General features: G+C 60.4%; 19 protein-coding genes. 5 read left to right on the forward strand and 14 right to left on the reverse strand.

Features of this window, described 5'->3' with window-relative positions:
• Positions 1 to 5 precede the first annotated feature (5 nt).
• Complete coding sequence (locus FA94_RS01920; protein WP_035546265.1) at positions 6 to 2438, forward strand: glycoside hydrolase family 31 protein; 2433 nt, start codon at positions 6 to 8, stop codon at positions 2436 to 2438.
• Between the two features lie 99 nt (positions 2439 to 2537).
• A complete protein-coding gene (locus FA94_RS01925; RefSeq protein WP_035546267.1) occupies positions 2538 to 3725 on the forward strand; it encodes a porin in 1188 nt (395 codons plus the stop codon).
• A 99-nt stretch (positions 3726 to 3824) separates the two neighbouring features.
• Here FA94_RS01925 and FA94_RS01930 read toward each other — a convergent pair whose 3' ends face one another.
• The 4 genes from FA94_RS01930 to FA94_RS01945 all read right to left on the reverse strand — a co-directional run bounded on the left by FA94_RS01930 (position 3825) and on the right by FA94_RS01945 (position 7582).
• Positions 3825 to 5030: an aspartyl protease family protein gene (locus FA94_RS01930; RefSeq protein ID WP_035546269.1), complete on the reverse strand. Its 1206-nt coding sequence runs from the start codon at positions 5028 to 5030 to the stop codon at positions 3825 to 3827.
• A 102-nt stretch (positions 5031 to 5132) separates the two neighbouring features.
• On the reverse strand, positions 5133 to 5618 hold the full coding sequence (locus tag FA94_RS01935; RefSeq protein WP_035546271.1) for a hypothetical protein: 486 nt from the start codon (positions 5616 to 5618) through the stop codon (positions 5133 to 5135).
• A gap of 79 nt (positions 5619 to 5697) precedes the next feature.
• On the reverse strand, positions 5698 to 6015 hold the full coding sequence (locus FA94_RS01940) for a hypothetical protein (RefSeq protein ID WP_035546273.1): 318 nt from the start codon (positions 6013 to 6015) through the stop codon (positions 5698 to 5700).
• Between the two features lie 67 nt (positions 6016 to 6082).
• Entirely contained in the window at positions 6083 to 7582 is a 1500-nt protein-coding gene (locus tag FA94_RS01945; protein WP_035546274.1) for a hypothetical protein, read from the reverse strand.
• Positions 7583 to 8072: 490 nt separating this feature from the next.
• Between FA94_RS01945 and FA94_RS01950 the strand changes: the two genes are divergently transcribed.
• On the forward strand, positions 8073 to 9086 hold the full coding sequence (locus FA94_RS01950) for a helix-turn-helix domain-containing protein (protein WP_156126489.1): 1014 nt from the start codon (positions 8073 to 8075) through the stop codon (positions 9084 to 9086).
• A 13-nt stretch (positions 9087 to 9099) separates the two neighbouring features.
• Here the strand turns inward: FA94_RS01950 and FA94_RS01955 are convergent, their stop codons facing one another.
• Genes FA94_RS01955 through FA94_RS01965 form a run of 3 tightly spaced genes read right to left on the reverse strand, consistent with a single transcriptional unit; the run spans position 9100 to position 12672 of the window.
• On the reverse strand, positions 9100 to 10362 hold the full coding sequence (locus FA94_RS01955; RefSeq protein ID WP_051980284.1) for a GNAT family N-acetyltransferase: 1263 nt from the start codon (positions 10360 to 10362) through the stop codon (positions 9100 to 9102).
• Between the two features lie 29 nt (positions 10363 to 10391).
• Positions 10392 to 11660 carry a glycosyltransferase family 4 protein gene (locus FA94_RS01960; protein ID WP_231584830.1) on the reverse strand — a complete coding sequence of 423 codons (1269 nt, stop codon included), beginning with the start codon at positions 11658 to 11660 and terminating at the stop codon, positions 10392 to 10394.
• Positions 11661 to 11694: 34 nt separating this feature from the next.
• Positions 11695 to 12672 (reverse strand): GlxA family transcriptional regulator, encoded by a 978-nt coding sequence (locus FA94_RS01965; protein WP_231584831.1) that lies wholly within the window; start codon positions 12670 to 12672, stop codon positions 11695 to 11697.
• A 542-nt stretch (positions 12673 to 13214) separates the two neighbouring features.
• Here FA94_RS01965 and FA94_RS01970 point away from each other — a divergent pair.
• Positions 13215 to 13982, forward strand: coding sequence for a class I SAM-dependent DNA methyltransferase (locus FA94_RS01970; protein ID WP_035546275.1), 768 nt, complete (start codon positions 13215 to 13217; stop codon positions 13980 to 13982).
• A 136-nt stretch (positions 13983 to 14118) separates the two neighbouring features.
• Here the strand turns inward: FA94_RS01970 and FA94_RS01975 are convergent, their stop codons facing one another.
• From FA94_RS01975 to FA94_RS01990, 4 genes are all read right to left on the reverse strand, one after another.
• A complete protein-coding gene (locus FA94_RS01975; RefSeq protein WP_051980452.1) occupies positions 14119 to 15609 on the reverse strand; it encodes a mannose-1-phosphate guanylyltransferase/mannose-6-phosphate isomerase in 1491 nt (496 codons plus the stop codon).
• A gap of 223 nt (positions 15610 to 15832) precedes the next feature.
• Positions 15833 to 17272, reverse strand: coding sequence for a lipopolysaccharide biosynthesis protein (locus tag FA94_RS01980; protein ID WP_231584832.1), 1440 nt, complete (start codon positions 17270 to 17272; stop codon positions 15833 to 15835).
• 3 nt (positions 17273 to 17275) lie between these two features.
• Entirely contained in the window at positions 17276 to 18394 is a 1119-nt protein-coding gene (locus FA94_RS01985; RefSeq protein ID WP_035546280.1) for a DegT/DnrJ/EryC1/StrS family aminotransferase, read from the reverse strand.
• Positions 18391 to 18912: a cupin domain-containing protein gene (locus FA94_RS01990; RefSeq protein WP_035546282.1), complete on the reverse strand. Its 522-nt coding sequence runs from the start codon at positions 18910 to 18912 to the stop codon at positions 18391 to 18393. Before FA94_RS01990 ends, FA94_RS01985 begins: the two co-directional genes overlap by 4 nt.
• Positions 18913 to 19317: 405 nt before the next feature.
• Here FA94_RS01990 and FA94_RS01995 point away from each other — a divergent pair, with 405 nt between their 5' ends.
• A complete protein-coding gene (locus FA94_RS01995; RefSeq protein ID WP_035546284.1) occupies positions 19318 to 20268 on the forward strand; it encodes a GDP-L-fucose synthase family protein in 951 nt (316 codons plus the stop codon).
• Between the two features lie 35 nt (positions 20269 to 20303).
• Here the strand turns inward: FA94_RS01995 and FA94_RS02000 are convergent, their stop codons facing one another.
• Genes FA94_RS02000 through FA94_RS02010 form a run of 3 tightly spaced genes read right to left on the reverse strand, consistent with a single transcriptional unit; the run spans position 20304 to position 24209 of the window.
• Complete coding sequence (locus tag FA94_RS02000) at positions 20304 to 21848, reverse strand: GH39 family glycosyl hydrolase (protein ID WP_156126491.1); 1545 nt, start codon at positions 21846 to 21848, stop codon at positions 20304 to 20306.
• A gap of 50 nt (positions 21849 to 21898) precedes the next feature.
• A complete protein-coding gene (locus FA94_RS02005) occupies positions 21899 to 23050 on the reverse strand; it encodes a glycosyltransferase (RefSeq protein ID WP_081935638.1) in 1152 nt (383 codons plus the stop codon).
• Positions 23013 to 24209, reverse strand: coding sequence for a glycosyltransferase (locus FA94_RS02010; RefSeq protein ID WP_035546287.1), 1197 nt, complete (start codon positions 24207 to 24209; stop codon positions 23013 to 23015). Before FA94_RS02010 ends, FA94_RS02005 begins: the two co-directional genes overlap by 38 nt.
• Positions 24210 to 24287: the final 78 nt, after the last annotated feature.

Below are 24287 nucleotides of genomic sequence, written 5' to 3' on the forward strand. Positions count from 1 at the left end.
CCATCATGCGTTCATTGACGAATCTGAAACATCCGCCGCGTTTTTCGCTGTCGTCTCATGTCGACAATCATCTTGTTCTGACGGCGCAGGCGCCATGCCGGATCGAGCTGTTCGTGCTCGCGGAAGACATCATCCGCGTGCTCGTGCTGCCGGACGGCGAGATAAACGGACCGCGCAGTTGGGCCGTCGCTCCCGGCATGGACGACGTCGCGCTCGAAGGCCGCGAGCGCCGCGACGTGAGCGGCTTCACGCCGCCGCCGTTCGCGGTGTCGGACAACGCCGCGCAGCTCGTGGTGGAAACCGCGCGCATTCGCCTGACCGTCACGCTCGACGGCGGCTTCTGCGCGTGGGACATCCTGCACGAGGGCGTGTGGCAGCGCGTGATGAGCGACCGCAAAACCCAGGCCTACAACTTCGGCTGGTGGGACCAGCGCGTTTATCACTACGTCGAGCGGCGCAAGGACGAGATTTACGTGGGCCTCGGCGAGCGGGCCGGCTCGCTCGACCGCGCGAACCAGAGCTACGAGATGCGCAATATCGACGCGATGGGCTACAGCGCGCGCAGCACCGACCCGCTCTACAAGCACATTCCGTTTTACGTGACGTGGCAGCCGGAGACGTCGACGGGATTCGGGTTGTTCTACGACACGCTCGCCGACTGCCGTTTCGACATGGGCCGCGAGCTCGACAATTATCACGGCCACTACCGGCACTTCGTCGCCGAGCACGGCGATCTCGACTACTACTTCATCGCGTCGCCCGGCACGCCGTTGCACGCGGTACGCCGCTTCACGTGGATGACCGGCCGGCCCGCGTGGATGCCGAAATGGGGCCTCGGCTATTCGGGCTCGACGATGAGCTACACCGACGCGCCCGACGCGCAGCAACGCATGGGCGAATTCATCGCGCAATGCCGCGAGCACGACGTGCTGTGCGATTCGTTTCATCTGTCGTCGGGCTATACGTCGATCGGCGCGAAGCGCTACGTGTTTAACTGGAATCACGAGAAGTTTCCCGACATCGACGGTTTCGTGCAGAGCTATCTCGACCATGGCGTGCGGCTGTGCGCGAACATCAAACCGTGTCTGCTGCAGGACCATCCGGCATTCGAGGAAGCCGCGCGCGACGGTCTGCTGATCGAATCGCGCGACGGCGATCCGGCATGGGTGCAGTTCTGGGACGAGGTCGGCGCCTACCTGGATTTCACGAATCCAGACACGATCGACTGGTGGAAGTCGCGCGTGAAAGACAGCCTGCTGAAACACGGCATCGCGGCGACGTGGAACGACAACAACGAATTCGAAATCTGGTCACCCGACGCGATCGCGCACGGCTTCGGCCACGCGTATCCGGCGCATCAGGCGAAGGTGCTGCAAACGCAACTGATGATGCGCGCGTCGCACGACGCGCAGCGCGAACACGCGCCCGAGCGGCGGCCGTTTCTCGTGTCGCGCGCGGGCGGCGTCGGCATGCATCGTTATGTGCAGACGTGGTCGGGCGACAACTACACGTCGTGGGAAACGCTGCGCTTCAATCTGAAGATGGGCCTCGGCCTCGCGATGTCCGGCGTATCGAACAGCGGCCACGATATCGGCGGCTTCTCGGGCCCCGCGCCGGGTCCGGAGTTGTTCGCGCGCTGGGTCGCGTTCGGCATTTTCCTGCCGCGCTTCAGCATTCATTCGTGGAACGACGACGGCACCGTCAACGAACCGTGGATGCATCCCGAAGTCACGCAGCAGGTCGCCGCGCTGATCAAACTGCGCTATCGCCTGATTCCGTACCTGTACGAATTGTTGTGGCAATTGCATAGCGCGTACGAACCGGTGCTGCGACCGTTGTTCGCCGAGTTTCCGCACGATCCGCGCTGTCTGGTTGACGGCGACGACATGATGCTCGGCTCGCAGATGCTGGTCGCTCCGGTGGTCGAAGCCGGCCAGACCACACGCGACGTGTATCTCCCCGACGGCGCGCGATGGGTGTCGTACTGGAGCGGCGAACGCTTCGACGGCGGCCAGACGGTCACGCTGCCCGCGCCGTTCGAGCAACCGGTGGTGCTGCTGCGCGAAGGCTGTGTGATTCCGCTGAACGTCGCGGAACAGCACTTCGGCCACGCTGCCGACGAACGCGCGTTTATCGCCGTGCCGCCCGTCGGCGCCGGCATCGCGCGCGGCGGCTGCATCGAGGACGACGGCGAAAGCGAAGCATGGCGCGACGGCGCGCAAGGCCGCTGGCACGTCACGCTAACCGGTGACGCGAACACGCTGCAGGTGGCGATCGAACGCGAGGGGTGGATGCCGCAAGCGCAGTCGCAAGTCCGCCTGTTTGTGCCGATGAGCGAAGCGCGCGCGATCGTCTGCGCCGCGTCGACCCACGCGACGCTCGTGGCCGATCACACGGCGGACGGTTGGCGCTGCGTGACGATTTCGATCCCGCACTGAGTTCGCACTGAGCACGCATCGAGTCCGCACCGACAACACACAAAACCCAACCCAGCCCGCAGAGCAACGAACACAGACCCATCAGGAGACCTGCAAGCCATGAAGTCACTCAAGCACCCGCGCACCCGCGCCCTCGCCCTCTCGTGCCTGCCGATAGCCGGCGCCCTGCTGTCGGCCGGCGCGTCGGCGCAAAGCAGCGTGACGCTGTACGGTGTCGTCGATAATGCGTTCGCCTATTCGAGCAACCAGCGCGGCCACTCGAACTTCTATATGAGCCAGGGCAATCTGCAGGCGAGCAAGTTCGGCCTGCTCGGTTCGGAAGATCTCGGCGCCGGCACCAAGGCGATTTTCCGGCTGGAAAGCGGCTTCAATTCACTGACGGGCGCGCAGAGCAGCGCGGGCTATATGTTCAATCGACAAGCGTACGTCGGTCTCAGCAACGACCGCTACGGGACGGTGACGCTCGGCCGCCAGTACACGCCTTACTTCCAGATGGTCGGCGCACTCGGACCGACCGGCGTGCTGACCGGTGCGACCGGCGCACACCCCGGCGACCTCGACGCGCTCGACACCACGCTGCGCCTGAACAACTCGGTCACCTATCTGTCGCCGACACTCGCGGGCCTGCAGTTCAGCGCGCAATACGGACTGGGTGGCGTGCCGGGCAGCGTCGCCAACGGCAGTCAATTCAGCGCGGCGATTCGCTACGACTACCAGCCCTTCGCGGTGGCAGCGGGCTACGTGAAGCTGAAGGACATTGCGACGAGCGGCGCGCTCGGCACCTTCGCCGATAACTCGCCCGTGAATAGCGGCTACGCGACGGCGCGCAGTTCGCAACTGTTCGCCGCAGCGGCACGCTATACGCTCAAAGACCTGATGATCGGGATCAACTACTCGAACGTGCAATACGCGCCGGGCTCGGGTTCACTGTTCACCGGCGAGGCCGTGTTCAACACGTATGGCGTGATTTCGACTTACCGGATCGCGCCGGCGGTGACGATCGGCGCGGGGTATAGCTACACGAGCGCCAGCAAGTCGAACGGCATGAGCGACCCGGCGCGCTATCACCAGATTTCGCTGGAGCAGACGTATAACCTGTCGACGCGCACCACGATCTACGCGCTGGAGGCGTATCAGCACGCGCAGGGCAAGACGCTGATCGCGGCCGGCACCACGGGCACGACGATCACCAATGCGGTGGCGGTGGTAGGCGATTCGCAGAATACGACGCCGTCGTCCGGGCCTTCGCAGTTTGTCGGGATGGTGGGCTTGCGGCACGCGTTCTGAGTCGTGCAAAACTGGCGGGCTGTGGGCTGCCGGGCTGCGTGCAATAGCGCCCGTAGCCCGGCGGCAGGTTGTCCGCGTCTTGCTGATCCGGTGTCCGTTCTACGGGTTACGCTGCCAGGGCGGTATCAGATCCTGAAGGACGAGACTGATCGGCTGATCGCCGCCCGTTCTGCTCACGAAGATCGGAACCGTCAACCTGCGCGGCTGTTGAAGCATGGCTCGTATCGTGAATAAGGTCGCGGCCCCGGCGGGAAGACCGCCCACTTTGACAATGACGTCACCGACCCGGATCCCTGCTTTTGCCGCGGGTCCATTCTCCGTCACATCCATGACCCGAAGCCCTCGTGGTTGAGCGAGACCTAACCACATGCCGCTTCGATCATAAAGATCGGGCGCATCGAATACGGCACTCTTCGACAGCCACATCACGCGACGACCATAATCGAAAGAGACCGTAAATCGCTTCAGGATTCCCATGCCGATGCTCCCTGCCCGATCGGCCCGGGTAAAAGCACCGGCCTTCTGAAGCGAGAGGCGCGTGACAGGTGCCGGCACGGCAAGATCGCCGATCGCAAAGCTCGCTGAGCGCCCGACCCTCCCGCGGATCGGCCCGCCACCGCCGTAGCCGGTCATGGCTTCGACGGTCGCCCCCATTTGCTGGTCCAGGCGATGCGCCCGCCAGAAGTCACCGAACAGCGTCAGACTGAACCGGTCACCGGTATCGATCTGAAACTTGGCGGCTATACCCGCGACCGAGGCTTTGACGACAGGCATATCGTTCTCGTCCAGAGAAAACGGAATCGGGATCGCATCCGCTGCCGGCCTGAATTGATCCTCGTCCTGAATGGTCAACTGGCCTTGCGCGGCATCCAGCGTCAGGACGCCTTTGTGGAATATTTCCGCCCCGAGCACACCGTCGACATGCTGAAATCCAATGACGCGGTTAAGTGGGGACGTGTCCATCGTCGGGATGTCCAACGCGCCGACTGAGAACGAACCCACGCTCAGATCGTTCAGGTGAACGATCCTGAACGAGAGTTGTTGCTCGCCGGCACCCGTTCCTGTCCCGGCACCCGTGGGGACAAGCTTCAGTTGTGCCGCCAGCGCGGTACTGACGGTCGAACTGGACGATCCCGTATCCAGGATGAAAGAGAACGGGCCTTTTTCATCGACCGTCGCCGCGATGAAGGGGCGGTTATCGACGATCGAAAGCGGAAACACCTGGGTTCGAGGAGCCTGGTAGGCGAATGCAGAACCGGCGACAGCGCCACCTAACCCAAGCAGCGCCAAACGTACGAGACGCATGTTTGCTCTCCCCTGATCGTCACGAAAGCTGACTGCGGATTGGCATCGTAACTGCAACGCACCCTTACGTCTGTTTCAACCGGCTGCGGCGCCCGACCCGGATCAGAAGCCGCCAGCCCCGATGCCGCCAGGCCCGACGGTGTAATGACCGATAGTTGCGCCTAAGCCACCGGGACCGACCGAGTAATTGACGCTGTCCCCTTGTCGTGCCGGCGACGCCGCACACGTGTTCTTGCCCATGGGCGACAGGCAAGGATCAGGCTTTCCATTACCGAATGAGTTGGCGATGGCATTGTTCCTGGCGATTGCTTTGGCCGCGAACTGTTCCGTGGCCTTGTTTCGCGCTTCGACGACAGCATTCATTTTTTTCGCCCAGGCGTGCGCCTTGGCCTGATCGTGAGAGGCCAGGATTTCCTGGCTCTCCGGAATCATCTTTTCTATCTGAAGGTCGTACTGGATCACCTCTTTCGGCAACTGGCCCGCGCGCACCGAGGCGCGATCATTGTCGATGACCTTGGCCCAGTCCGCCGTGGTCAGTGGCGCATCGGATCGCGCGCCGACCGTGGCCCGGTTTTGCGGCGGCACCATGCACCCCGCCAATGCGGTCGCGATGAACCAGGCTGCGAGACATCGGCATACTGTCGCTGTCATAGTGCCCTCCCCGTCATCACCGTGGATGACATTCCCAGTCGTTGTAGGTGGCCGGATTGATCGGCGTGAGTCCCGGAATCATGAAAACCGTGCACCTGAAGTGCCGTCCTTTGCCGGTCGTCGCGTCGTACTTCACCTCCTGCCCACCGAGCCCGTTCTTTTGTCCGTACTGGATATTGTCGATCGTGATCTCGTCCGACGAACCCAGCCCCAGCGTCTTCGCGGTCGAGTTCTGGACATGGATCATGTTCATCTGCGTGGTCCCGCAGGCCGACAGGATCAGACCGCTGGCGACGATCCCCACGGCGGTTCTGACTGCTTTGTGAATATCCATTTATTTGTTCCCGTTTCTTATTGATTGGGTCGGCGATCGACCTCACGCCGCGTCGCGATAAAGCGGCTTACGAACCCGGCGTATAGAAGCTCGACTGCAGCAGGTCGCCCACGGTGTCGTCCTTGTAAAGCGCCCAGACGAGCGCCGTCAGGCCCGATGCGTTGACCGCCAGCGCGGGCCAGGTCGCATCCTGCGGCTGTTGACCGAACAGCACAGGCGTGCCCCACGCACCGTTCGCGTAGCGGTTAGCGACGATGTCAGTGGAAGTCGCGGTGCTCGAATCCTGCCAGGCCACCGTCGCATTGCCCGCTGTATCGACGGCGATCTCCGGCTGCCGCGCGTTCAACTGGTATACGTGTGCGGTCAGTTGTTGTGTCGGCCCCCAGGCACCGTTCGCATCAGCCACGCTGGCCTGCAACGTGCCGTCCGGCCGGATCCACGTCACGGCCGCAATGCCTTGGTCGTTGATGGCCAGCTGCGGGGAATAACCGGCATCTGTCGTATCGACGAAGGGCGCCACCGGCTGCGCGGCCTGCCAGCCGGTGCCCGCGACATAGCGCTCGGACATCGTCGTGGTGTGCGCCTTGCTGTCGATATCGACCTCACCCCAGACCAGCGTGATGTTACCTTTCGCATCCATGCCGGCGGCCGGCGCGAAGACCGACTTGCCTGATGGACTGCCCGGTTCGAGTACCACCGGATTCGCATTGGCCCAGCCGTTGGACGGGTCGTAGGTTGTCGCCCACAACGCCGAATGCGTTTTGTCCGTCTGCCGCCATGCGAGCACCGCATTCCCCGACGAAGTCACCGAGAGATTCAACTCGACATTGTCGATGCCCTCTCCGCTGACGCCGATAACCGCCCCGGGGCCCGTCTGCACAAGCTGCACGATCTGCTCGGGAGACGACCACATACCGCCGACGGTATAGCGGCTCGTGAAGACGGCCGTATCGGCGACACCGGCCTTCTGCTGCCAGGCGACGATCGCGTTGCCCTTGCCGTCGATCCCCGCTGACCAGGCGTAGCTGGTCTCGTCGGGCGAGAGCTCCACCGCCGTGCCCCAGCCAGTCGCCGGATCGTAGGGCCGCGCCCACAGCCCGTACCCAGTGCCCGCAAGGAACTGTTGCCACAGCGCCACCGCATGACCATCGGCGCTGCCGACCAGCAGCGGCGCACTGGTCCCGGGAGCGTTCATGGCGTACGTGCCGTCGGACGTGTCGACGCGTGTCGGTGTCGCCCAGCCGGTGCCGGGGACATAGCGGCTCGACCACATCTCGTTGCCGAGGGAGCCATTCGGGCCGTTCGTCATCCATAGGGCGAGCGCGTTGCCCTGCGCATCGACGGTCACGGAGGGCAAAAATTCAGGACCCTTGCCGTCCACAGCGGCCGCAGCGGACCAACCCGCCTTGACGGTGCTGCCACCACTCGGGTTGGACGGATTACCCGGCGTCGAGGTCGTGCCGGTCGACCCCGATGCGGGACTGCCCGTCGGGTTGGACACATCGTCGCCGCCACAGGCGGACAACACGAGACAGGTCGCAACCGCAACCGCCGCGATGGATTTCATGGCTATCCCCAGATTAAAAAGGTCATACATCGTGCTGTCGAATCGACACAGCAGCGCACGCACGCCTGCCGCGCCTCTGCTGCGGCAACATTCGACGACGGGTAGGTTGTGCAGGTGATAAAACAATAAGCAATCGGTGGCCCCCATTTAAACAAGCCCACCGGTTATAACAATCCGGCGATGGGTAACTGTTGCCGATTTTATTTTTTGTTAAATCCCACTTTCACAAAACGAGCATTCCAGATAACTGTTAAATCAACGATGGATAATCAGTTAATGCAGGCCACATCTTAAGTTGGCCGCCGATTGGACGGGGTGCCATGGCGTCTCTATTTTGAGTGGATTTGCGTTGCGCGAGAACAGTATCGTCTATGCCACTCGTATAAACCCCGGTTAATTGATTCAGACCGTTAAATGACAATACAGGCAATTTCTCTTTTAACGTTCGACGCCAGTCGCGACTAACGAACGCCGTGCCAGGAGCTGCAACGTGTCCGACCTTTCCCGTTTGAGCATCCGTCGCTTTTCGACGGACTCCGCGCCCGCCGACGAACGTTTCGACGCCTGGGCCGCACACAGTACCTATTGCGATATGGCGACGACCTATCAATCGGCTCTGCCGTTCGACGCCCACCGCGAACGCGTCTCGATCGGCCCGCTGATTCTGGCCGGAAGGACCTGGCGGCACCCCGATCCGTCCGTCGCGTACGATTCAAAACGTACGCCGGCGCGCATCCGTGCCGATCAACGTGACTTCCATAGTTTCAGTCTGCAGATGAGCGGCACGGCCGTGCTGCGATCCGCCGCGTCGACAACGCTCAAGCGGCCCGGGGATCTGTATCTGCTGGATTTCGCGAGCCCGTTCGAGCGCATCATTACGCCAGGGAGCGAGATTTCCCTGTCCGTGCCCAGGGAATGGCTTCCGGCCGACACCGGGAGGTTGCACGGCTGTTCATTGACGCGGGGCGTCGGATCATTGTTCAGCGACTACCTCACGTCGCTGTACAACACCCTTCCCCAACTCACTCGCCGCGACGTACCGCACATTGTTCAGGCGACCACAGCGCTGCTGAAGGCGAGCCTTCAGCCGGAACTGGACACGCTGGTCGCCGCGCAGACACCGATTCGGGATCTGCTGCTTCATCGCGCCCAGCGCTATATCGATGACCACCTGCTCCAACCCGATCTGACGCCCGAAAAGATCTGCAGGGACGTGGGCCTGTCGCGAGCCATGCTCTATCGACTCTTCGAAAGCACCGGCGGGGTCATGCGCGAAATCCGCCACAGACGGCTGCAGCGGGTCTATCAGGTGTTGTCGTCGCCCGCTTGCCCCACGGAATGCATCCGGGAAATCGCATGGCGTCATGGCTTCACGGACGAAAAATACTTCTACCGGATTTTCAGGGCAGAGTTCGGCCATACGCCGCGCGAGACACTCGAACAGCAACGGCGCGAGACACGGACCACGCCATGTGGGGCGCCCCCGTCGCCCCACATGGACTGAATCTCTCCCTGAATCACGGTGTCAGGTCAGATGGCCTGGAGGACGTGCGCAACCCGGCGACCCGTTGAGAGAGCGTCTGACGAAGGGTACTCGCGGAGAAGGCGAGCAGGCCCCAACGCGTGTTCGCGATCTGCATGCTCCACACCGCCGTAAAGTTATCGCGGCTCCAATAGCCCTTGAAGTTCTCCGGCCCCACACCCATGTCGAGATCGAATCCTTGCTCAAACACCCATTTGACACTCGCCTCCATGGCGATGGTGCCCGGGGCGAACTTGCCATGCTTCGGATCGAAGCTTCCAATGACGCCGTCGATGCAACGCTTGCCTAGCCCGAGCACGTTGACGGCGACCGCTGCGCCATCGAGAGACACCACCAGCAGGCGCGCGAGGACGTCATCCTGTCGCTGGTTCAACAAGTCGATGAGGAAATCGCGGTAGTCATTCGAGAACAGCCACTCTCCCTTCTTGCCGACACGATCCGCCCACTCGCGCTTGCACGCCAGCATCCAGTCGACCATCTTTTCGTTCTCGGCTGCGTCGTCGGGACCCAGCACACGTATTTCCACCTCGCCCTGTTTCTCAAGACGACGTTGGCGTGCGCCGGGCTTTCTTCCCGAGAGCATGCCGAGCGAAGCGCAATAGGCACCCCAGTCGTTTTCCGAGCGCAACTTTGCGACTGCGGAAAAATGTTGTCTCGCGACCATGACGCGTCGGTGATGCGACGCAAGGCTGTGCAGATCGGAATTTACGCTGAGGTAAGGCAACAGAATGATGTCGGAATCGCAACGTTGATGCGCTGCGCGCCACAACTGCTCGACGACAGCGAATGTCGAAGGCCCATCCTCCACAAGAACGCTCGTGTGATCGGTGGCTTCAGGACTCAGCGGGCGAAGAACGGTCCAGAAAAATTTCCTGTAGCTCACAAGCGGCCATACGGCGACAAGCCGCCCGTTCTCACGCAAAAGGATAATGCGCAGTTTTCTCGCGCGCGGCCTGGCGATACGTAGCCAGCAAAGCCAGCAAACCGTGAAGGCTTGATGATGGCGGCCGTTTGCTCCCGACCAGAGCGCGTCCCACTCCTCTCGCAACGCGTAGAACTCCGTGGGATTCGTGATTACCTTCAATTGCAGAGTGGCGGCATTCATAAAGGTTCGAGAAATGTTATCCAGATCGATCGGCGTTCGGCAGCGACTGCCGGACACGCCGATCCCCTCGCCACCCGCCAGCCCCTGCCTCGTGCTTGCCTCGGTGACCGCACTCCCTTGCGTCACGAACACGTTGTCGATTGGGATCGACGCACTGTGTTCTAACTCATCCAGACTTCCTCACTCCAACATGCCGCACGCGCACGATATCGTTCGAGCACGCGTTCGAGCGTCGACAAGCGGTCCTCGTCATCGAGGCTCGCAAGACGCCGCTTGCCACGCGCGATCATCTCCTGGCGTAACGCGGGCTGCTCGATCAGCCTGTAGAGCGCGTCCGCCATGCTGTCGGGTCGAGCCAGATCGATCAGGAGTCCCGCGTCGCCGACCTGCTCGCGCAGCGTCTCGAGGTCCGGGTAAAGCACCGGTACGCCCAGGCTGAACGCCTCGAGCGGCGGCAGATTGGTTGGGCCGAAATAGGTGGGCATCACCAACGCGATCGACTGGCGATACAGGTAGGGCACGTCTTCATCCGGAACGAACCCGAGGAAGAACACGCGGTCGCTCAGACCGAGATCGGCGGCGACCGAACGCACATATCGCATATTGCCGAAATCTCTTCCGGTGAAGACAGCGCCTACACGGATGCCGTAGCGAGATTCCAGCATGTGCAGCCCCTTCAACAGAAACACGTGGTTCTTGTGCGACCAGAACTGCGCCGGATAGTAAACGTATTGAAAATCGCGCGGCATGTCGTACTTCGTCCGAACATCGATGAAGTTCTCCGCGTACGCCTCGTCGGAAAGTACGGTGGCGCGCGCAGGCGAGAATGGCATCAAATGCACGCGCTCGCTGTCGACGCAATATCGCCTGACCACATTCTCGCGGCCTGCCCGGGAATCGACAAAGATGCCGCTCGCCTTCTTCAAGGCGGATTCGTAAAGCAATTCGCGGCGTTCGAATTCGTGCCTGATCCGGACTTCGGGAAATTCGACTTCGTCACGATGCGACAGATCCCAAACAGTGAACAGGTAGTTGAATCGGTCGATCTGCAGTGCAAGGTAGGATGGCGTTGTAAAGTACACGATATCCGCGCGCATCAGCGAAAGCAGGCGGTCTACCGAAGTAATCCTGCCCGGTTGCCGCAGCAACGCGCGCGGGCCTCCCAGGTTATAGATCGAACCGAGTCTCGCCGCCAGCCCGCGCAGGCGATGCACTGGAAAGAAGACGGCTTCGATGCCGCTGCGTCGCAAGTCGTCGATATTGGATCGCCGCGTCGCCACGAATTCAACGGCGCAAAGTTCCGAAGGAAGTTTCTTGAGCAGCAACGCAGCGTTCTTGGCCTGCTGATACCCCCCGCCAAAGCCCTGGTCGTAGTCGATGAACGCGACTATACGAATCGATCTTTCCAAGAAACCGTTCAAATTCTTCACTCCGGGCTCCTCATTCTTAATCTCGGCACAACCCTTACCGCGCAAACCGTGATTGCTCGTCCCAGGCCCTTGCCTCCGTCTCCATCGCGGGATCAGCCAGATCGCCGCCTTTCTTTCTATGGCGGAATTCCGTCGCCGACATCGAAAATTGCCTCCTGAACACTTTCGAAAGACGCTCGCCATTGGTCAGTCCGACCCGGCGAGCGATCTTGTCTATGGGCAGGTCGCTTTTGGCCAATAGTTCGCAACTGAGATTGAGGCGCGCTCGCAGAAGATGTTGCGATGGCGTCAGTCCCATCTCACGTTTGAAGAGCCGCAGAAAGTTGCGCTCGCTCATCGCCACCGCCTGCGCCGCGTCGCCTATTGAAATGGGGCGTCCGCAATTTCGCTCGATCCAGCGCGCGGACTCCTGTGCCTTTTCCGCCAGCGTGGTCGCGCCGACCGTGCTGAGCATGGTCGTCAGATGCTGATCATTGGAAGAGGCGAAGCGATCGGCCACCGCGGTCGCGATGTCGTGTCCGAGATCGCGCTTCACGAGCGCGAGCGAGTTGATGAGCGCATCGCCGCGTTCCGTCGACGGCGCGACGTTAGGCGTTTCCGGACTCCAGATAACGCGATCCACTGAAGCCCAGTCACGCCGCGAAATACCCGCCGCCGCGAGAAGCACGTCGCCATTGCCGAGCGGGTTGACTACGCTGCTTTGCGAACATGCGATGGTCAATAACTCGATGAGCCCCTCGTCCGCGGCCGCGCGCATGGCGCCGGTTCCGCCCGCGATATACAGCACGTCGAAGCTTTGAAACCGCTGACCGCCCAGCCGTTCGGTCCACACGCAAACGGATGACGAGCAGGCTATCACGCCACCGCAGGCTGAGACGAGACGGACGCTATACGTCACGTTTCCTCTCAGACTGGAAGACTGAAGTTCGTTGGCAATATGCAGCGCCTCGGCAAGCGTGCCCGCTCCAAGCAGAGAGAAACCGTCGTACAACAGGATGCCGATCAGCTTCACCGCGCGTTCGCCAGGTGGGCGATAGCGGCTGCTGATTGCTGTATCGCCCACGGTCGTCGCGTAAGACATGCTGTCACCTCCCTTTTTCCGGCTTCAGATGCCCTGCCCTGGCAAGCGTTGGAAAACTATTGAAAGCGCACGACTTTGGGAGCTTAGCGTCCGCTTCGACCCATCCTTATGGCAGTGGCGGGCAACACCATGCTTTTGGCCGAGAACGCCATCCCAGGAAAAACTGCCCGGAAGATCTTCTGAACTCGCCGGCGGGAAGAAGAATCACGGCGGCACGCAGTTCGCACCTGGCACCTGGCGTTTCAACCCGGTCGAGATGAATAAGGCCTTCTCATACAGTTGCACGCGCAACAGAGCATCAGACCCGCCAACACCTTGCCGAAATCAGTCATGCGCGTAGCCCTGAACTGCTCGACGGCTACGCTCGGACATGAACGCGCACCGTTGGCATGGCTGCATTCGAAGAAACACCAGCTAGCTCGCGGCACGCGCGGATTTCGGCACCGCGACACGACGAAACATGGAGTCGCTCTATGAGCTTCGGCACGAAATACTCGCGGTATTACGACGTTTTCTATCGTGATAAGAACTACAAAGCTGAAGTGGCGTTTGTCACCGAGTTGCTCGGCCGGTACGGAATAGTCGGGGGTCACCTGATGGATCTCGGCTGCGGCGCGGGACGCCACGCCGAGGAATTCGCAGCCGCGGGGTTCTGTGTTTCCGGCGTTGACCTGAGCGCCGATTTGCTTGCGCGAGCGGACGCCAGGCGCACCACGCTGTCCGGCGCCGTGGCGAAGCGACTGAGGTTCCAGCAAGGCGACGCGCGGACAGTCCGTACGGATGAGCTCTACGACGCGGTGGTCTCGCTGTTGCATGCCGCCAGCTATCAAACGACCAACGCCGACTTCATGGCCATGTGTCACACCGCGGCGACACACCTGCCACGTTCCGGACTATTCCTGTTTGATTGCTGGTATGGCCCCGCAGTCCTCGCGAATCCGCCCAACATCCGCGTTAAACGCGCCTCCCACGAAGAGGCCGATCTGATACGAATCGCGGAGCCCTCGATGCGTCCTCACGACAATACGGTCGCGGTCAATTACACCACCCTGCTGACGGACTGGAAAACGCAATGCGTCGAGACCGTTCTGGAGACGCATGTCATGCGCTATATGTTCCGGCCCGAAGTCGAACTGATGCTGGACCTCAGCGGGTTCGAGGTTCTGGACAGCGTGAAGTGGATGGGCGGCGAGTTGAGTGCCGGCGACCTGTCGGCAACGTTCGTCGCGAGAAAGCGGTGATGCCTCGCCTCGCGTGCCCGCGCGAGCAGCCGCCGCCCCTTGAAAAGCCGCGGCGATGATGATTCGCCTGTCGCGGCTGATGCGACGCAGGAATGCGCAGATCATTGCGCATTAACAGCCCGCAGTTACGGTACGGTCAGATACGGCCGTAGCAGTCGTCGAGACGCACGATATCGTCCTCGCCGAGATAAGTGCCCGACTGAACCTCGATGATTTCGAGTTCCACCTTGCCCGGATTTTCCAGCCGATGTCGCTCGCCAACCGGAATGAACGTCGACTCATTCTCTGATAGAAGAAACTGCTCTTCACCCCGTGTGACGAGTGCCGTGCCGCGCACGACGACCCAGTGCTCCGCGCGATGATGATGCATTTGCAACGACAGGCGCGCGCCGGGCGCCACCATGATCCGCTTCACCTGGAAGCGCTCGCCGTGTTCAATCGAATCGTAATAGCCCCACGGACGGTGCACCTTGCGATGCATCTCGGCTTCGGGCGCGTGCTGTTCGCGAATACGCGCAACCAGTCGGCCAATGTCCTGTGCGTGCGATCGCTCGACGACGAGCACTGCATCGTCGGTGTCGACGACAACGACGTCGGACGTGCCGACGCAGGCGACCAGTCGCCCGCCCTCCGCTCGTGCATAGCTCGACGTCGCCCCTTCGAAAACAACGCGCCCGCTCGCGACGTTGCCGAGTCCGTCCTTCTCATTCGCCTCCCACACCGCGTTCCACGAGCCGAGATCCGACCACCCCGCCACCAGCGGCACGACCACACCCTTGCAAGGCGAGTCGGCTTTGCCGATGTGCCCCATCACCACATCGTCGATGGAATCGGAGGGCACGCGGCCGAACTGGATCGGGCAAGGACGAATGAGGTTGCCGTCCGCCGTTCCTTCCCTGAGCGCCGCGGCGCACCTCGCCTGCATGTCACCGCCGAGACGCTCGAGCGCATCAAGCCACACGCGCGCCCGCACGATGAAGATGCCGCTGTTCCACCAGTAGGTGTTCGACTCGACGTATTGCGCGGCGAGTTCCGCCGTGGGATGTTCAACGAACCGATCGATCGAATAAGCGCCATTCGCAAGCGCCTCGCCGATGCGGATATAACCGATGCCGGTATCGGGCCGCGTGGGCGGAACGCCGAGTGTCACGATCATCCCGCTGTCGGCGTGTTCCGCGGCAACCGCTATGGCCCGATGTAGCGCGCCACGGTCCGGGATGGAATGACACGCCGGCATCGCCACCAGGATCGCATCTTCATCGTCACTGATGGCCGCAAGCGCGGCGAGCGTGAGTGCCGGCGCGGTATCGCGGCGAGCAGGCTCGACGATGATCTTCGCCGCGACGCCGCACAGTCGCGCCTGCTCATCCGTCGTGAAACGATGTGCCTCGCCGCACACGATCGTCGGCTGGTCCTCGACGTCGAAGTCGAAGTCGCCTGCGAATCCCGCCATCCGCGCGACAGTCGCCTGTAACAGCGAGTCATGTTCCAGCACACCGACCAACTGCGGCGGAAACTGCTCGCGCGACAACGGCCAAAGGAGTGTGCCTGACCCGCCTGGGAGAATAACCGGAACAATCCGACGGCAGGACAAGGCAACCGGGACCTCCTCGCTCGCTACGGCCATTGCGCCTTCATAACTCACTACGTTTTGCATGACTGCACTCCGTGATCTCGTGTCGCATCTCATCGTTATCGCCGCGTGCCTTGAATGTAGATGGCATTCAGGTTGGACGACCTGCCTGACCGAATGTGGCAAGACATTGGCGCGAACGGCATCGCGACGTTTTGCAAATCGTTGCGGTCAATAACGCCATCGCCGACCTGTCTTCGGGACAGTCGCCACGTCCTCATGCTGAGCTCGTGCCTCGCTCGCCCGGTGCAACGGTGTGAGCGAATATGCGCTTTCTGAACAGGCTAAGGTAGAAGGTGTAGGACACGACGCTGGCTATCACGGTCGACCACACCACCCATGCGACTTCACCGAAGGTGGAAACCAGCCATAGCTTGAGTGAAAGTGCGATCACGCAGAACGGCACGACGACGACCAGTTGCGATCTCAGTTCTCCGACGCCATTGAGGAACATCGCGAAGGAATTGCCCAGCGCATCGGAAACCGACAGGACCGCGATCGCACAAAGAAGCGCGAATGGAACATTGAGACGATTTCCAACCCATTCCTTCAGCAACCACGGCGACGCTGCCAGTATCAACCCACTGGTCACGATCGCGATCGAGCCGGCACCCAGCATGGAAAACTTCAACGTCATGGATATGAAGCCCCGGTCGTCGCGTGCTTTTGCATCGGCATAGAGGCCCCATAGCGGGACCGTGAGCATCGCAATGCCTACGGTCAGGAATTGGAACAGACGTTGCGCTACCGCCAGTTTCGCGACCTCCGACGCGCCGAGAAACTTTGAAACGATAACGGCATCGAAGCCGCTTGCGCACATGACGCCAATCTGTAAGACAAAGAACAGCGTCCCCATGCGCAGTAGCGTTTTCGAATCGCGCCACATCGTCCCCGGCTCCGCGCGTAACCGGGTTCTGAACAGCCCTCGTCGATTGAGCCGAAGCACCAGGCACAAGCCTATGCCGACCTGCACGCCGTACGTGCTGCACACGAGCCACGGAATCGACACCTGATGTGCCGAACCCCAATACAAAAGCGGCAGAGAGATCAGATACCCGATGGAGTTCACAATATGAGGCTCCCACGCTCGCTGAAGACCGTGGAAAGCCCGCTTGACTCCTCCCAGGGGAATGTTCAGGCACGAAAGACCAAGGAAGATCGTCACGGCCAGGAGCGTCTCGTTGGCGGCGCCTTCGGAAGGGTAGTTGATGAGGGTTCTCAAGTTGACGAAGTGCAGTCCCGCGAACAGGCAGACTGCCGCTAAGGTACCGACCGACACCAGCAGCCACACGCCATGCGTGATCAACTCGCGGATGCGACGGACGTCGTCGTTCGCCCGTGCCGTCGCAACCAGGTTGACCAGCCCGTTGCCAATTCCAAAGTCCAGCATCGATAGCGTGACGGCGAGACTCGAGATCGTCATCCAGACACCGAAGCGTTGCTGGCCGAGGTACGGAAGCGTCCAGGATACCGACGCAATCAGGACGAAGAAAGCCAGACCCGAGCTAAAGACGTTGCAAAAAGTGGTGAGCGCAGCGCGTCGGTAACGGTCCCGATCCCGTCCCTCGGACTTGCCGACGCCGAATGGCAGCATGCCGAAAAGACGCGATGACATGCCGAAAAGTGCACGGCGCGGAGCGGCCGGTCGTTGCATCATCGCCTAGAAAAACCTGGCCAGCAGGTTGCGCACCGCGGCGACCGCGTGGTCCTGCTGCGCTTCGGAAAGCGCAAGACCACTCGGCAGATAGAACCCCCGGCGGCTCATGCGCTCGGCAATCGGAAAACGTTCTCCGTCGAATAACGCCTGCTTGAGAAAAACCGGTTGCTCGTGCATGGGCCAGAAGAAAGGCCGCGTACTGACACCAGCCTCCGCCAGGAGGGAGCGCGCCTCGTCGGCACCAATGGGCAAGCTGTCGTCGAGTATCAGGCCGAAAACCCAATAGACATTGTCGGCATAAGACTGCGTGAGCGGCGCCAGTTCGATTCCCCGGACGCTGTGCAAAAGGGATTCATAGCGCCGTCCCAACTCGCGCTTTCGCGCGATGTGCGCATCGAGCTTCTCGAATTGCGCCAACCCGACTGCGGCCTGGAGGTTGCTCATTCGATAATTCCACCCGAGCTCTTCATGGACGAATCGCCTTTCCGGCTTGAAACACAGGTTTCGCAAACCTCTCATGCGTGCGGCCAGCGCGTCGTCATCGCAGACGATCATGCCCCCTTCGCCCGTCGTGATGTGTTTGTTGGCGTAGAAGCTGAAGCACGAGACGTCGCCGAAACTGCCGCATCTCGCGCCGTTGTATGTCTGGCCGATCGCCTGAGCGGCATCTTCGATAACAGTGAGGCCGTACTTCTTCGCGATATCTAACAGGGGCGCCATGTCCACTGGCAGACCGAATGTGTGCACCGCCATGATCGCGCGCGTCCGGCTCGTGACGGCGTCCTCGATTTTCGTCACGTCCATATTCCATGTATCCGGACTGGAGTCGACCAGCCTCAATCGGGCACCGGTGCGAACGATGGCCGATGCACAGGAAATGATCGTGTGCGTGGGAATGATGACTTCGTCGTCGGGGCCGAGCTTCAGACCCGCGGCCGCCACGTCCAACGCCGCGCTGCCGTTGGCGACGGCAATCGCGTGTTTGCGGCCGACGTAATCCGCCATGGCCTGTTCGAAACGTTCGACGAATGCGCCGTCCGACGAGATCCACCCGCTCTCGATGCACTCGTTCAGGTAGATTTTTTCATTCCCGTCGAGCAGCGGTTCATTCACGGGAATCATAGCGCGCCCTTCTTGATTTCAAGCTCGGCGCCTCGGCCATTGGTCGCTTCGCTGCACCGGCTCAATCCAGCGGGCGTGAAGCGCACCTTATCGTGCTCACCGAAATAGGGGCCCTGTTTGACTTCGATAAACGAAGCGTCCTCCAGCATCTCGAACCCGTGGCCGCCCGATGCCAGCAGGATGACATCGCCCGCGTATAGCACATGGCTCGACAGGTAGTCCCGATCAGCCGTGTAGAGCTTCACCAGGATGCTTCCACGTTTGACGAAAAGCACCTCTTGCGTGCACTCGACGCGCCGCGCCAACTTATTGTGAAGATGCGCCTCGATCAATTTTCCGGCGGGATGTTCGATGTACGCGACCTGCTGAGGGAACTCCTTCGGTGTAAGAAAATTCACGCCGCTTCTCGAGAACGAATCCCGGATGATCAGGGCCAGCATCTCGCCTGCAAACGAGATCACCTCCAATTCCGATTCCTGGACGACTTCTGCGTTACCCGCTAACGATAGAGCTTCCATTTTTATCCCCGAAGAGAGCCAATCGCATGCGCCCGGCACACCGGACATTCCGGGAGAGAGGCGGCGTACGGCAGAAGATGGCCCGCGGACCTCTTTCACGCGTCCACAAAGAATAGGATCGATTCGACGGTCACACGACGGGATGGCCGAATATGGCATGAGGTTGGCTGATGCGGCTTTCAACTGGCCACGTCACGACCGGACCACCTTCACATCCTGCAGGACGGCCGCACGGAGGCGCCCGTGCGTCGCGCCAATATCTTGGCAGCGTCCGCCATGAACGTCGAATGAGTCGTAGGCATGACTAAGCTGGAAAACCGCACGCGTCTTCGCTCCTTTTCTGTTTAGCCCTGGTGGCAGCCCACCTTCCGACCGACGCTTCTCTATCGACTATTGAGCACTGTCATGAAAGAAAGCTCCCGAATCTTTGTTGCCGGGCATCGAGGCATGGTCGGCTCGGCCCTGTTACGGCGCCTTTCCAGTTGCGGATATCACCACGTAATCACCGCATCGAGACAGTCTCTGGACCTGCTGGACCAGCGCGCCGTGATGGCGTTCTTTGCCCGTGAGAATATCGACGTCGTCCTGCTGGCCGCCGCCAAGGTGGGGGGAATTCACGCCAACTCGACGCTGCCGGCCTCGTTTCTCTACGAGAACCTCGTCATCGAAACTAATGTAATTCATGCCGCATTCAAGAGCGGCGTGCAGAAGTTGGTCTTCTTCGGTTCATCGTGCATCTACCCCAAGTTTTGCCCTCAACCGATCAAAGAGGAATACCTGCTCACGAGCGGTTTCGAACAAACCAACGAAGCCTATGCCATCTCAAAGATCGCAGGCCTCAAGCTTTGTGAAACGTATAACCAGCAGTACGGAACCCGCTTCATATCCGTCATGCCCACAAATCTCTATGGCCCGAACGACAACTATGATCTGCAAGGCGGCCATGTGCTCGCCGCCCTCATCCGCAAGGCCCACGAGGCAAAGCTGAACGGACTCGAATCGATGTCCGTATGGGGTTCTGGATCGCCGAGACGGGAATTCCTTCATGTCGACGATCTGGCATCCGCGGTACTCGCCCTGTTGAATATCGACCCGTCGGAAGACGTGTTTAATGTCGGATATGGAAAGGACATAGCGATTGCTGACCTTGCCCGATTGGTTTGCGATGTCGTCGGCTTTTCCCGACCACTGAAATTCGACTTGTCGAAACCCGATGGGACGCCGAGAAAGTTGCTCGACGTATCGAAGCTGGCCGATCTGGGCTGGTCGCCCACGATTTCCTTGAGAGACGGTATCGCCGCAACTTACGCCGACTTCGAGAAAAACCTGCAGCATACGGGGTTTGCCAGTGCCTGACAGATTCACACAGTGCCCGGAATGCCGACTCGAGGCTAGCGGCGCTGGTAGTCCGTAATCTCCCAATAAGTGATCGAGGACGGCTCCGCGATCACACTGGGAAGATGCAACGCGCCGTTGACCACCTTCGCTATTCCCTGTTCCGCGGATTGCAGTTCCGCCTTGACGCCCCGAGCACCGGGCTGCCGACTGCGGTACACGTTGCTATGATTACGGTCGATCACATACCGGACGAAATTGACCCGATCACTTCGCGAATGCCAGGGGCGCACAGTCACGCTGAGCCGGGTAGGGGTAGCTTCGTCGACGGATCGACTGAAATCCCACTGCTGGTTGACCACCATGACGGTGACGCGCGACCCTGAACTGCTTGCAAGAACAGTCGTGGCATCATCCCCCCCTGACGCGGCCCATCGCCGGTCCCCCATTCGCCTGAAGAGCCGAGCCACGTTGTACAACGCTTTCGGGGTTTGGCCGTCCGCCAGCAGAAAGGCGGGCCACGAAAGATTGTCTCGCGTGCCGTCTTCCGTAAGGTGATCGCGCAGTACGAGCGCTATCCCCTCATCGACTCCATCACCCGCCATTTCAATGACGAATCTGGCGGCCCAGGCCGCGCCGGCTTCGTCTGCGTTGGTCGCCCCGCAAGGGCTGTCACCGGTATCGGAGCATGCACCCCATTCGGTCACATAGAGCGGAACACGCGCAAGACCACTTTCCTTCAGCAGACGTCTGTAATGGGCCAATCCGTCCGCCAGGCTCGGATAGGGGCTGTTCGGCGGCGCGCCCCGCAACGCCTGCTGATCGCCATAAAGATGCACGGAGAAAAAATCCAGCCGAAGTCGTCGTCGCGCGACGTCCGCGATGAACTGGCGAGCCCATTCGAGTTCGCCGTAGTGAAGCGTGAACGGTGTCAACGCCGGGCCGCCCAGCCTGATATGTGCGTCTGGAAACGCTCGGGTGAGCCGATCGGCGGCCTTCGCCCATGTCTCGTAGAGCGCCAGATACGCGTCGTACATTTCCGGCGCCCCGCTCGCATGCGCGCCTTCCAGGAGCCACGCTGCGCCATTCGTGTCGGGTTCGTTCGCCACTTCAAAATCTGCGTTCGACAAGCCCTGGTCCTCGACAACGAACTTCATCAACGCGAACGCATAGTCCTCGTACGCCCGCCGGTCGGCAATGCCGTAATCGGCGAGCTTCCCTCGTATCGCAAGGCGGTCCTGCATTCTCTGGCCGACCACGATGTGTGGGATCAACCTGTATCGTCTGCAGTCAGCCAGCGCCGGTAACAGCACGCTGAAGTCGAACGAAAGCGTGCCGTCGGCCCTCACCGAGCGCACGGCTCTATTGCTCTCCACGTTGATCAACCGGACACCGCGAAGCCCAATGAGTTTTAGTTTCTCCGATGTTATTCGCGGGATGGGGTACTCCCACGATGCGGATTGAAAGTAACTGCGCATGCGCCCCATTTCGTCCTGCCGCAAGGCGTCGAATGGTCTGGATACGTCGACATCGATTGATTTCTGCGCGAGATTCGGATTGTCGGTTGCAACGCCGGGCGTTGCAAACACGACACCGATCACGATGATCCAGGCTTCTATTGCGTATCGAACGCGATTCGACCCGCTTCCAATCACAACAAGGTTCCGGCCGTGGCAGCGTCATCTCTTTGAACGACCCGGTCATAAAGCCGCAGATTCGCCTGTGCGAACGTCTTCCAGTCATATTTCTGAAGCACGGGATGGCGCGTACAGAACTCGCGGTAGGCGTCGTCGACAGACTCGATTGCGTCGACAAGTTCGACGGGCGAGTTGCTATCGAAATATCTGAAGCCGGCCCCGTACACCTCGGTCAGAACACTTGAGCGCGCCAGCAGGACAGGTTTGTCGAACCTTAGGGCCTCGAGTGGCGTCAGCGCAAAGCCTTCGAACAAGGACGGACACACATAAACCTTGCACTTCTGATAGAGATACGCGAGCGTTGCATCATTGATTGTGCCGACGATGTGCACCGGCGCATCCAGACGCTTGATCAATTCTGCGCACTCGTCAAAGTAGTCTGACTGCGCCGGTGAACCTGCGAGAACGACTTGCATTCCTTTCAACCGGGCGGCGGTCTCGATAAGGAGCTTCTGATTCTTAAGTCTGTAGAAACTCGACACATAAAGAATGAACGGCGTTCGCCCGATTTCCGCCACAGCGGGCGATACTTCCGACTCCTGGTCGGACAGGGTCGACACGCCGCAACCCACGACGGTCAAGGGCAATGTGGAACCGACGTATTGTTCCAGTTCGCTTCCCGTTGTTCTCGTCGTCACGGCGACCTGCCTCGATGACACAGCGGAGCGCCGGATAATCCAGTTCGTTAGCTTTGTCGCAACGGCCCCTCGTCCATGCATGCGCCTCGGCAGCATGAATGTCGTCGACGTATGAAAGAACAACAGTTGGGGTTTCAACGGGAAAACGGTCCCCAGCGTCGCGGGACAATGGATCAGGTCGCAGCGATGCTTCAGCGCGAAGAAGTTCGTGGCCACTTGTTCCAGTAACACCCTGATAGGCGTACTAAGCTTCGGAAAAGTGATGAAATGTATAAGGCCATTTTTTTCGAGTTCGTGGTCGGGATCGACGTTTTGCAGCGCGGGACGCTGTATCAGCACATATAGTTTGACATCTCGCCCTCCACCGCCGTCGCCCTCGTTCAAGGCCCGAAGGTATTCCCGGATGACCGTCGTATAGCCGGCAGGCCGCTTACCCAATACGAGTGCATTGAAGAGAATTTTCATCATTGCTTCCTAAGAAGATTGAGTCAATCACGTCATGCCAGTCGTGAGAGAACATTCGCCTTCTGTTCCTCGCGTTGTCGGCAAGTCCTTGTTTCACGTCCGGTGTCCCCAGTCGATCTATCGCGTGCACGGCACCCACGACATCGTTCTGCGTGAAATAGAGCGCGGCATCCCCGCAAACCTCCCTCGAGAAGTCGAAGTCCGTCGTGATGATCGGAACGAGTGCGTTGATCGCTTCAACATAGGGAAAACCGAAGCTCTCCGAATACGTCGGGAAGAAAAGTCCATCGAACATCGAATACAGCGAACCGATCACCCGATGATCGATATATCCAAGATTGCAGATCGACGTGTCGAGACCGGCCGCCTCGACCTGTTTGAGAAAGTCGCAGTCGTGTTCGAGCGTGACGAAAAATCGGACGGACAGGCCGCGATCCTTGAGCGCCTTCGCAAGCGGCACCAGAAGCTGGTGGTTCTTGTTCCAGTGAAATTTCGCCGGAAAGAAAAGATTGAGCGACGGCGGCTCACTGCGCGCCAGTTCGCGCGCGACTTTCTCCCGCGCCTGCTGCACGTCCGCCGCCGAAGCCTCCGAGCGGACAGGCACCATGGTGATGATGGAGATGTTCTCGGGAACGACCGGGTATCGACTTGCCAGTCGCTCCTTGATGCAGCCTAATTGAACGACATAGCGCGCGCGTAAAAGCGTGGTGGCACGAAACAGGGCACGCTCGAGCAGGAACCGGAGAGACGCTCCTTCGAAACGTTCCGTCGGACCGTCCTCGAGATAGTGCGGGTTATGTTGCAATACGATCTGTTTGCGACCGAGGACAAAAAGCGAGGCGAAGTTCGCCGTCATGAATAAGGTGTCGACTTTCCGCCTGCTGCAAACGTAGGGAACGTACAGATGATCGAAGAACAGCTTGGTGACGAATCTCAAACGCTTCGTGGGATAATTGACGAACGCGTACTCTACATTTTCCGCTTGCAGGCTCGACGCCCGCACCCGTTCCTCGAACCCTACTCCGGACGGCAGCAACAGAATCCAGTGATAGTGCCTGCACTGTGGACTCGAAATTCCGTCCAGTAGGCCAAGCCCCACCATCTTGGGTCCGCCTTGAAACAGGCTCGTCATATTGACGAGAATGATCCGCTCGGTATTCATGCGTGATCAGCTCCGTGCGACAGGAATGCGACACTCATGGATCATGGACCGGCAGCGCTCCTGCTGACCAAGCGGTAT

This window comes from Burkholderia sp. 9120, assembly GCF_000745015.1.
Lineage (GTDB): Bacteria > Pseudomonadota > Gammaproteobacteria > Burkholderiales > Burkholderiaceae > Paraburkholderia.